The organism is Nocardia donostiensis (assembly GCF_002081715.1).
Lineage (GTDB): Bacteria > Actinomycetota > Actinomycetes > Mycobacteriales > Mycobacteriaceae > Nocardia > Nocardia donostiensis.
Map to the genome: position 1 here is coordinate 146,690 of NZ_MUKP01000011.1, position 9,935 is coordinate 156,624.

Sequence of the window (9,935 nt, forward strand, 5' to 3'; positions counted from 1 at the left end):
GGGCTGCGCACGGGAGATATGGATGACAGGATAGAAACCCCGCTGAAGTACGCTGGCGCGCACACGAGTCCCGTTCAGGAGGAGCCATGGTCACTTCGGGTGAGTTCCCCGGCCTGGATATGCCCGACCTCGACGCATCCTCGTCCCTCGACGGCCTCGGCCCGGTGGAACTCACCGACCCCACCCAGGACATCGATGGCGACGGTGTCCTCGACACCTACACCGACACCACCGCCGACGCCATGAACGTCTGGACCGACACCGACCTCGACGGCTACGCCGACCAGGCCACCACCGTCGAGAAAGACGGCGACTACTCGGCCTGGGAGTACCACCGGCATCCGGACGGGACGTCGGAATGGGTGCGCACCGATCAGGGGAAAGTGGGAGAGTAGGGGTTCCGGTCGCCAGAGCAGACGGTAGTGCCTCACGCCCAGTAGGCACTCCGTCCGGCGTTGTGATCGAATCTCTCGCATCGCCTGTCCCTCGCCCACCCGATGGCGCTGAAATCGTATGGAACCGAAACGCCTGCAGGTGCGTCGAATCAAGTAGGCGGTACCAGAATCTGTCAGGGCCGACGAGGCAGAGCGCGATGGAGGGGAACGATGACCACAGGGGTGCAGACCGGTGAGCTCGGCAAGCTCGGCAACGAGCTGAACAGTTCCGCATCGGTGGTGAAAGACCAGGCCGAGAAGGTGTCCAACAATATGGTCGGCCCAGGCGAAGTGGGGGCGAACTACTCCGAGCAGGGCAAGAAGATCCAAACCGGCCTCGAAGCGGTACGTGCCTGGCTGGAGGACTGGGCCGAGGCCACCACCAACACCGGACATGCGGTGGGCGCCTCCGAGGTCATCTACTCCAATGTGGACCAGGAGAACGCCACCAACACCACCAACGCCGGGAGCTGACCCGATGGCAGACAACGGGTTTCATGTTCCTGTGGACGGCACCGTCACTCAGCTTCTCGATATCGGCTCCCGGAGTCTGCTCTATTTCGAGAATTTCGAGTCGCGATATAGAAGGGCATTTTCGGATCTGCCCGCGGATTTCCTTGATTACCAGGCTTTGCACAAGCGGTTCTATGAACAGAACGGCCTCGACGAGGACAAGATTCGCAACGCGGCCGGCGCGCTGAAAGAGGCGTTGGACGGAGCGACAGCACAGCACGGACAGCAACAGCAGCTCGCGCAACGGCTCCCATCGGTGTGGGAAGGGGCGGCGGCTACAAATGCCTCGGACATGATGGCTACGCAACTGGCCATGGCATCAGCGGATATCACCGCAGTCCAGAAAATATGGAAAGCCATGGATGCGGCCCCGAAAGAGTTGCGCGACGCCGTCAAGCGTAAAGCGGAAGTCGTGCTCCAGATCCTGGAGAACGGAATCGAAGTCAGAATTGATGGAAAGACCCCAGAGGATGTTGATGTCATCATCCAAGGGGCGGAAGGAATGGGATTCTCGTGGGGTTCCGACCAGAGTGAGCTGACAAAGATCAGGCGTATATTCCCTGAACTGGGTTCGTATACCTCCATGGAAGGACTCACAGTAACCCTCGATACGGCAGGTGGCAGTTTCCTGGCGTGGGGGCCGGCCGAGGATGCCATCAAAGACCGCTGTCACCGGTGGCTCAACGAGGTCTTCAAGAAGGACTATCCGGACAAGACCGCAAAGTTCCGCGAGGCATGCGATTTGGCCGATCAGGACATCAAGGGCATCTACGGCAGACTGATCGACTCCTTCGGGGAGCTGTCCGAAGCTCCATATCCATGCCCACAGGGGCCGCCCCAGAACCAGCCAGGCACAACGACCACGACCGGAAACCCATCGACGCCGGGAACTCCATCGTCGCCAGGGACTCCCTCCACGCCGGGAACGCCGAGCACACCCGGCGCACCTCAGACCACGGTCCCATCCACTACGCAGACCCCGTCGATCGGAAATCTACTGGACGGTCTCGGCGCACTCGGACAGTTGACCAGCCAGCTCACCCCATTGATGACCACGGCTGCCCAGGCAGTGGAACAAGGTTTGAGTGCGCTGACCGGCACGGTCACCGAGGGCGTCGAAAAGGCGATCGAACAACTACAGGCGAATATCGAGGGCGAAGCCGACAAAGACGGCGACGGCAAGCCCGATACGGACGCTGATGGTGACGGAAAACCGGAGGAGGACAAAGGACTTGACCTGGAAGGTAAGCAGGTCAAGCTAGAGATGGGGCCGGACGGCCAGCTGAAGATGGTGGTGACCGGCGAGGACGGCCGAGCCCAGGAGTACAAGCTGGAGTTGGACGACCAAGGTCGGCCGGTAATCGTGACCGACGAGACAGACGAGGCCACGGAAGGCGATGAGTCCGAGCCGGGGACGCCGGAAGATGAGCAACCGCAGTCAACCGGACAACCATCGATACCAGGAGCGCCGAACGGCAAACGCGAGGAAGACGGCGAGCATCAGCCGCAGAACTACCCACCACCTGAGCCGGAACCCGAACCCCAGCAGGAACCCGAGTCCGAGCCGGACACCGAACCGTATGTCGACATCGGCGCCCGGCTCGCCGAGGCGGGCCCCCTGTGAACAGCCCCTCGCTGTACCCGGAAGCAAGCGCCAGCGGGTCTGGTTCGGCCGAGCTGATCGGCAAATTGGTTCTCCGGAAGGAACCGGCGGTGACCAGGTGAAATCCGGTTCCGGGGCGAAGGACGTGGTGGGTACCGGCCTCACGGTGTATGGGTCAGTGAACGGTGAAGCCTGGGAAACTCGCGATCGAGGAGGGGCAGCATGGTGGATTACGCCGCGGAGATAGAGCGTATCGGTGAGGAAAGCCGTCGGCGTGCGGCGCGACTGATCGAAGAAATCGCGGAGATCAAACAGCGCACCGCAGCCAAGAGTAAAGAGCTGACAGAACAGTCGGAGGCAGCCGCGCGGCAGTTCTGGGAGGAGCACGGCGAGGAGTTGCTGGCGAAGGCGCGTCAGGCCGAGGCCGATGCCGAGCAGGCGCGCCTGGAAGCCGAGGAGCAGGAGAGGCTCGCGGCCCAGGCGCGTGAGCAACGTGACGCCATCGCGCGTTCTGTTGCGGCGCGTCGCGCCAAAGATGTGGTCACACCCATCGATGAGGACGATGACGAGGAGGCGGCCTACTACCAGCGCAAGAGCTGGCTGGTCTGATGCTGCGGGCGACCTTTACCGCAGCGGTCGGCCGCAGCGAAGACCGAGCCGACCGGGCTCCCGGAGCGATGGCGCCGACAGCCTACTTCCGTAGCAGCGAGACCAGCTGACCGATAGTGGCGGGGCTGGGGGTGGTCGGTTCTTCGGGCTCGGCCAGCGGGTCGACCAGGCGGGTGTGCGGGATCGATGCTTCCGGGTCGCTGAACGCCGCATAGGTTTTGTCGCCGAGCAGGGTGTGCAGCAGGTAGCCGGTGAGCAGGGCCCGGGTGAGGCGGGTGGTCTTGCCTTCGTGTTTGCCCGCCCCCAGTGCGGACAGGACGCGGCGGCCTTCGATGAGACCGTTGCGCCCCGCACCGTCGAGGGCACGCAGGACGCGCGGCCCACGCCAGGCGGCGGCCAGCGCGATGGCGTTGGAGTTCATCGAATCGATATCGCCGGTGCCGGCGAGGACGAGCGCCGGGGCGTCGATATCGGGGGCGATGGTTTCGGCGCTGGGCGCGGTGGGGGCAGGGAAGAGGGCGGCGACCGCGCCGACACGCCGTTGCGACGCCGCGATGACGGCCGCGCCCGCGCCCATGCCGTGTCCGGCGAGCGCCAGACGGTCCGGGTGCACGCTGATCGTGCCGTCACCGAGCCGGACACCGGTACAGATATCGAGGGAGGTGAGCAAATCGGTCGCCAGCCCCAGATGTGACGGAATCGGCCCGTGCTCGGTATCTGGGGCGGCCACCACGAAACCCCACGACGCGAGATGCTCGAGCAGGGTCCGGTAGTTGTTTGCGCCGGTCAGCCAGCCGTGCCCGAACGCGACAGCGGGCAGGTCCCGACCCGATTCCGGGGTGTACACCACGCCCGGCTGGCCTGCGATGGCCAGGTTGCCGCGCAACACCCGGTGCGGGCCACGGCTGGTCAGGATGCTCAATAGCGATTTCACAGACGCCGACACAACGTGAACGTTATCCGATAAGTAGTCTGGTGATCCATGTGCGGAATCGTTGGGTACGTCGGGTACCGGGACGCGTTGGGCGTTGTCGTTGATGCCTTGCGCCGCATGGAGTACCGCGGCTACGACTCGGCGGGTGTGGCGATCCTCGACGGTAACGGTGAGATCTCGGTGGAACGCCGGGCGGGTCGGCTGGCGAATCTGGAGGCCGAGCTCGGCGAAGCCGAACCAGGGAGCTTCGCGGGCACCACCGGTATGGGCCATACCCGTTGGGCCACCCACGGCGCGCCGACGGACCGCAATGCGCACCCGCATCGCGACGCCGCGGGCAAGGTCGCCGTCGTGCACAACGGGATCATCGAGAACTTCGCCCCGTTGCGGCGGGAACTCGAAGAAGCCGGTATCGAACTGGGTAGCGACACCGATACCGAGGTCGCCGTGCACCTGGTTGCCCGCGCCTACGCCGAAGGCCCTACCGCGGGTGATTTCGAGGCGAGCGCGCTGGCCGTGCTGCGGCGGCTGGAGGGCGCGTTCACGCTGGTCTTCACGCACGCCGACCATCCGGACAAGATCATTGCCGGCCGCCGGTCCACCCCGCTGGTGGTCGGTGTTGGCCGCGGCGAGATGTTCCTCGCCTCGGATGTGACCGCGTTCATCGAACACACCCGCGAGGCCGTCGAGCTGGGCCAGGACCAGGCCGTGGTGATCACCGCCGACAGTTACCGTGTCACCGATTTCGCCGGGGCCCGCGACGGTGTGCGCACCCGCCCGTTCACCATCGACTGGGATCTGGCCGCCGCCGAAAAAGGCGGGCACGATTACTTCATGCTCAAGGAGATCGAGGAGCAGCCCGCCGCCGTCGCGGACACGTTGATGGGGCATTTCGATCAGCGGCCCGGCGGGTCCGGCCGGATCGTCCTCGACGAGCAGCGCCTGTCCGATCAGGAACTGCGCGATGTGGACAAGGTGTTCGTCGTCGCCTGCGGCAGCGCCTACCACTCCGGTCTGCTCGCCAAATACGCGATCGAACACTGGACGCGGCTGCCGGTCGAGGTGGAGCTGGCCAGCGAGTTCCGCTACCGCGACCCGGTGCTGGACCGGTCGACGCTGGTCGTGGCCATTTCCCAGTCCGGTGAGACCGCCGACACCCTGGAAGCGGTGCGCCACGCCAAGGAGCAGAAGGCGCGGGTGTTGGCGATCTGCAACACCAACGGCGCGCAGATCCCCCGTGAATCCGATGCTGTGCTCTACACCAGGGCCGGGCCGGAGATCGGTGTCGCGTCCACCAAGGCGTTCCTGGCGCAGGTCACCGCGAACTATCTGGTGGGTTTGGCGTTGGCACAGGCACGCGGCACCAAGTACCCCGATGAGGTGGCACGCGAGTTCGCCGAGCTGGAGGCGATGCCGAAACTGGTCAGCCGCGTGCTGGAGACCGCTCAGCAGGTGCGGTCCATCGCCCGCGAACTTGCGCAGGTGCCCACAGTGCTGTTCCTCGGCCGCCATGTCGGTTACCCGGTGGCGTTGGAGGGTGCGCTCAAGCTCAAAGAGCTGGCGTATATGCATGCGGAGGGTTTCGCCGCGGGCGAGCTCAAGCACGGCCCGATCGCGTTGATCGAGGACGGTCTGCCGGTGATCGTGGTGATGCCGTCCCCGAAGGGCCGAGCGGTACTGCATTCGAAACTGCTCAGCAATATCCGCGAGATCCAGGCCCGCGGTGCGCGCACCATCGTGATCGCCGAGGAAGGCGACGAAACGGTTCGCCCGTTCGCCGACGACCTCATCGAGATCCCGTCCGCGCCCACCCTGTTCCAGCCGCTGCTGTCGACCGTTCCGCTGCAGATATTCGCGGCCGAGGTCGCCCAAGCCCGCGGTTACGACGTGGACAAGCCGCGCAACCTGGCGAAATCAGTCACCGTCGAATAACGGGGAACAGGGGAGGCACGCGGCGTCGGGTTTAGTAGGCGATATACCGGCAAGCGGACCCCGGCTTCGTGTCGGGGCCCGCTGCGGTGCCATCGATTCACTGCGCGCAGCTGCCTTGTGCGTTGTCGCTGCTGGTCGTTGTCGTCGTAACGATGGATCCGCCTGCGCGGGTGGTCCGCCTCGGCTTGGAGCTCGTTTGGGACTATTCGACGGTAACGGTTCCGCGCATATCGGGGTGTAGGGGGCACAGGTAGCGATAAGTGCCCGGGTGGGTGAATGTATGGCTCCACTCGCCCTGCTCGAACAGCGGGCTGTTGATCGCCATCGCCTTGTCGCCGATGCCCTGCACGCCGTGCGGGAAGCGGTCGTCGAACTTCCAGGTGACGGTGTCGCCGGCGGAGATGGTGATATCGGCGGGCGCAAAGCTCATATCGGAGACATCGACAGTGACGGTCCGGGCGGAACTGTCCGCCGGGGCCGGTGCGGGCGCGCCTGCCGAAGTGCTGGTCGTTGCCGGGGCGGGTGCGTCGGAGTCGGATCCGCAACCGGACAGCAGTGCCGCTACCAGGACGAGCCCGGCGATCGGAAGAGACGCGGCGTGGTGGCGAAACAGCATGACCGCCAAGCGTAGTCTGCATTCGTCGTCGCCCGATCAACCAGTGGAGGTGCGAGCCCATGGCCGGTCAGCGTGGATACTTCACCGTCGACGAGGTGCGAGCGGCCGAAGCGGAGCTGTTCACCCGGGTGGCGGCGGGAGTGCCGATGCGCCGGGCTGCGCACGGGCTGGCCAGGGTGGCGGCCGAAGAATTGCGTGTCCGCACCGGAGGGGTCGCGGGGCGTTCCGTGACGTTGCTCGTCGGTTCCGGTGACAACGGCGGCGACGCGCTGTGGGCGGGTATGTCGCTGCGGCGCCGCGGTGTCGCGGTCACCGCAGTACTGCTGAACCCGCAGCGCGCTCATCAGGAAGGGCTGGCGGCGTTGCGGAAAGCTGGGGGACGGGTGCAGGCGGAAGCAGGCCGCCCGGATCTGGTGATAGACGGGATCGTCGGCATCTCTGGGCGCGGCCCGCTACGTCCGCGCGCGGCGGAAATCATTGCCGGATTGGACGCGCCGATCGTGGCCGCCGATCTGCCCAGCGGGGTGGACCCCGATACCGGGACGGTCTCGGGGCCCGCGGTCCGGGCGCAGGTCACCGTCGCTTTCGGCGCTCGCAAGCCGGTGCACGCGCTGGCCGCGCCCTGGTGCGGCCGAATCGATGTGGTGCCTATCGGGTTACGGCTGCCGCAACCAGGGTTGGCTGCTTTGGAGCCCGCGGAGGTGGGGGCGGGCTGGCCGGTGCCTGCTCCCACCGACGACAAGTACACCCAGGGAGTTACCGGGATCTGCGCGGGCAGCGCCCGCTACCCGGGCGCGGCCGTTCTGTGCACGGGCGGCGCGGTCACCGCCACCTCGGGCATGGTCCGCTACACGGGGACCGCGACCGACCAGGTGCTCGAGCATTTCCCGGAGGTTGTCACCGCGCACGACATCCCGTCCACCGGGCGGGTACAGGCGTGGGTCACGGGTCCTGGCGCGGGCACCGACGACGATGCCCGCGACCGGTTGGCGCGCATCCTGGCCACCGATCTGCCGGTGGTGATCGACGCCGACGGCCTGACACTGCTGGCAGCCGAACCCGAGTTGGTGCGGTCGCGCACCGCGCCGACCGTGCTCACCCCGCATGCGGGGGAATTCGCTCGGCTCGCCGGTCGCGACGTGGGCGCCGACCGGGTGGCGGCGGTGCGGGAATTCGCCGAGTCCTGGCGGGTCACCGTGCTGTTGAAAGGCCGAGCCACGCTCGTCGCCGCCCCCGGTGCGCCGGTGCTGGTCAACGAGGCCGGAGGATCATGGGCTGCGACGGCGGGCGCAGGGGATGTGCTGTCCGGCATCATCGGGGCGCTGCTCGCCGCCGGCCGCAAACCTGCTTGGGCGGCCGCGGCTGCCGCTCGCGCGCATGCCTTGGCCGCCAACCTCGCCGCCAAGGAAGGCCACCCCGCGGCCGCCCCCATTTCCGCCACCCCGCTGCTGCGACAGTTACCCGCCGCGATCCGGATACTGCGTGCCCTCGCCGGGCGTATCGACGGCGGAGCTCAGGGGCTCGAGAGCGACTGAACGTTCGGTGATCCGGCTCGGTGCGTGGTGACCGTAGGCTCGGCCCGGGTAAACCCTGGATCGGTGGCGAATCGTAGACGACGGGCAGACCACAGTCCACGTGTGCGATATTCCCGACAGTAGACAGGAAAAGCATTGACCCATGGGGGAGTTGGCGGTGAAGACTGTCGACATGACCGACCAGGAAGCCACCGTCGTCACCGTCTTCGAAATGCCGGTATCGCGGATCGATGAGTTCGCCGACTCGTGGCGTGCCGACGCCGAGCCGCTGCGCGCAGCGCCCGGCTTCCGTGATGTGTGGTTGCACCGGTCCATCGATGCCGAAGCCCGTTTCCCAGTGGTCGCCGTCGCGCACTGGGACAGCGCAGAGCAGGTCGTAGCCGAAGATATCGATATCCTGCCCGCCGAGGTACGCGCCTCCTCCGCAACGTATGAGACGGTGCACGACTTCCGCTCGCCTGAAGATCGTGTGTTCACCGGGCCCGGTGTCACGTTCATGAACATCTTCGAGATCGAACCCGGGGTTGTCACAGAATTCGCCGCCAACTGGGCCGACCGAGCCCGGCATATGCAACGCTCCGCCGGTTTCCGCAACGTCCGGTTACATCGTTCGCTGACCTCCGACGCGCGTTTTCGGCTCGTCAATATCGCCCACTGGGACAGCGTGCAGGTATGGCGCAAAGCCGCGCAGAGCTCGCCGATGACCGCGGCGACCGAGGCGGCGCGAGCGCAAGCCACCCCCAACACCGCGATCTACGAGGTCGTCACCGGCTTCGGCGCAATGCCGCGCTGAGGGGTGGGCGCGTCGCAGGCGCTGTCGGAGATGGCAGGATTTGCACCGTGAACGCGCAAGTGGAAACCGTCGTCGATCTGGATGCCATCGCTCATAACGTGCGGGTCCTGCGCGAGTACGCAGGCGATGCGGCAGTGATGGTGGTGGTGAAGGCCGACGCGTACAACCACGGTGCAGTCGAGGTGGCCCGGGCGGCGCTGGGCGCAGGCGCGGCCGAGCTCGGCGTGACCACGGTGCACGAGGCGGTGCTGCTGCGCGAGGCCGGGATCACCGCGCCCATCCTGTGCTGGCTCAACACCTACGACTCCGATTACGCCGCGGCGATCGCCGCAGATATCGAGATCGGAGTGTCCTCGGCCGCGCAACTCGAGGCGGTGGCTGCGGCCGCGCGCCGGATCGGCCGGACCGCGATCGTCTCCCTCAAGGTCGACACCGGGCTCAACCGCAACGGCGTATCCGTCACCGAATATCCCGTGGTCCTCGCGTTGCTGCGCACCCTCGTCGACGAGGGCGCCGTCCGGTTCCGCGCGATCTTCTCCCATCTGGCGCACGCCGACCAACCGCACCATCCGGTGATCGACGTGCAGCGTGATCGCTTCCTGGACGCCATCGCCGCCGCTAAGGAACACGGTGTGGAACCGGAGCTGGTGCATCTGGCCAATTCGGCCGCGACCCTGACCCGCCCCGATCTGGCTTTCGATATGGTCCGTCCCGGTATCGCCGTGTACGGGCTGACACCGGTGCCCGATATCGGGGAATTCGGGTTGCGGCCCGCGATGACCTTCCAAGCCGAGGTCGCGCTGGTCAAGCAGGTTGCTATCGGTGAGGGGGTTTCCTACGGGCACGAATGGATCGCCCCGCACGACACCACCGTCGCGCTGATACCCGCTGGTTACGCCGACGGGGTGTCGCGTGTCCTCGGCGGGCGTTTCGACGTGTGGCTGGGCGGGGCCCGGCGGCCCAACG

Annotated in this window: 10 protein-coding genes; 8 read left to right on the plus strand and 2 right to left on the minus strand. The window is 66.4% G+C overall.

What is annotated here, in order from left to right; all coding sequences use genetic code 11:
* Nucleotides 1-86: 86 nt before the first annotated feature.
* From B0T44_RS10120 to B0T44_RS10135, 4 genes are all read left to right on the plus strand, one after another.
* The gene (locus B0T44_RS10120) at nucleotides 87-395 is read left to right on the plus strand and encodes a DUF6802 family protein (protein ID WP_077116836.1); all 309 of its coding nucleotides are present in this window, start codon (nucleotides 87-89) and stop codon (nucleotides 393-395) included.
* A gap of 210 nt (nucleotides 396-605) precedes the next feature.
* The gene (locus B0T44_RS10125) at nucleotides 606-908 is read left to right on the plus strand and encodes a hypothetical protein (RefSeq protein ID WP_077116835.1); all 303 of its coding nucleotides are present in this window, start codon (nucleotides 606-608) and stop codon (nucleotides 906-908) included.
* Nucleotides 909-912: 4 nt separating this feature from the next.
* Nucleotides 913-2,571, plus strand: coding sequence for a hypothetical protein (locus tag B0T44_RS10130; protein ID WP_139347810.1), 1,659 nt, complete (start codon nucleotides 913-915; stop codon nucleotides 2,569-2,571).
* A gap of 201 nt (nucleotides 2,572-2,772) precedes the next feature.
* The gene (locus tag B0T44_RS10135; protein ID WP_077116833.1) at nucleotides 2,773-3,159 is read left to right on the plus strand and encodes a hypothetical protein; all 387 of its coding nucleotides are present in this window, start codon (nucleotides 2,773-2,775) and stop codon (nucleotides 3,157-3,159) included.
* An 82-nt stretch (nucleotides 3,160-3,241) separates the two neighbouring features.
* On the opposite strand, the gene B0T44_RS10140 is transcribed toward B0T44_RS10135, so the two are convergent.
* The gene (locus B0T44_RS10140) at nucleotides 3,242-4,105 is read right to left on the minus strand and encodes a dienelactone hydrolase family protein (RefSeq protein ID WP_077116832.1); all 864 of its coding nucleotides are present in this window, start codon (nucleotides 4,103-4,105) and stop codon (nucleotides 3,242-3,244) included.
* 36 nt (nucleotides 4,106-4,141) lie between these two features.
* On the opposite strand from B0T44_RS10140, the gene glmS reads away from it, so the two are divergent.
* Nucleotides 4,142-6,025 carry a glutamine--fructose-6-phosphate transaminase (isomerizing) gene (gene glmS / locus B0T44_RS10145; protein ID WP_077116831.1) on the plus strand — a complete coding sequence of 628 codons (1,884 nt, stop codon included), beginning with the start codon at nucleotides 4,142-4,144 and terminating at the stop codon, nucleotides 6,023-6,025.
* Nucleotides 6,026-6,227: 202 nt separating this feature from the next.
* Here the strand turns inward: glmS and B0T44_RS10150 are convergent, their stop codons facing one another.
* Nucleotides 6,228-6,641, minus strand: coding sequence for a plastocyanin/azurin family copper-binding protein (locus B0T44_RS10150; protein WP_077116830.1), 414 nt, complete (start codon nucleotides 6,639-6,641; stop codon nucleotides 6,228-6,230).
* A gap of 59 nt (nucleotides 6,642-6,700) precedes the next feature.
* Between B0T44_RS10150 and B0T44_RS10155 the strand changes: the two genes are divergently transcribed.
* The 3 genes from B0T44_RS10155 to alr all read left to right on the plus strand — a co-directional run.
* Nucleotides 6,701-8,176 carry an NAD(P)H-hydrate dehydratase gene (locus B0T44_RS10155; protein ID WP_077116829.1) on the plus strand — a complete coding sequence of 492 codons (1,476 nt, stop codon included), beginning with the start codon at nucleotides 6,701-6,703 and terminating at the stop codon, nucleotides 8,174-8,176.
* 157 nt (nucleotides 8,177-8,333) lie between these two features.
* Nucleotides 8,334-8,969: an antibiotic biosynthesis monooxygenase family protein gene (locus B0T44_RS10160; protein ID WP_175648016.1), complete on the plus strand. Its 636-nt coding sequence runs from the start codon at nucleotides 8,334-8,336 to the stop codon at nucleotides 8,967-8,969.
* 38 nt (nucleotides 8,970-9,007) lie between these two features.
* The coding region (gene alr, locus B0T44_RS10165) for an alanine racemase (protein WP_254893674.1) at nucleotides 9,008-9,935 on the plus strand (928 nt) is incomplete at its 3' end.

Coding starts and splice junctions, on each gene's coding strand:
- B0T44_RS10120 (WP_077116836.1), top strand. CDS start 87: ATGGTCACTTCGGGTGAGTTCCCCGGCCTGGATATGCCCGACCTCGAC.
- B0T44_RS10125 (WP_077116835.1), top strand. CDS start 606: ATGACCACAGGGGTGCAGACCGGTGAGCTCGGCAAGCTCGGCAACGAG.
- B0T44_RS10135 (WP_077116833.1), top strand. CDS start 2,773: ATGGTGGATTACGCCGCGGAGATAGAGCGTATCGGTGAGGAAAGCCGT.
- glmS (WP_077116831.1), top strand. CDS start 4,142: ATGTGCGGAATCGTTGGGTACGTCGGGTACCGGGACGCGTTGGGCGTT.
- B0T44_RS10155 (WP_077116829.1), top strand. CDS start 6,701: ATGGCCGGTCAGCGTGGATACTTCACCGTCGACGAGGTGCGAGCGGCC.
- B0T44_RS10130 (WP_139347810.1), top strand. CDS start 913: ATGGCAGACAACGGGTTTCATGTTCCTGTGGACGGCACCGTCACTCAG.
- B0T44_RS10150 (WP_077116830.1), bottom strand. CDS start 6,641: ATGCTGTTTCGCCACCACGCCGCGTCTCTTCCGATCGCCGGGCTCGTC.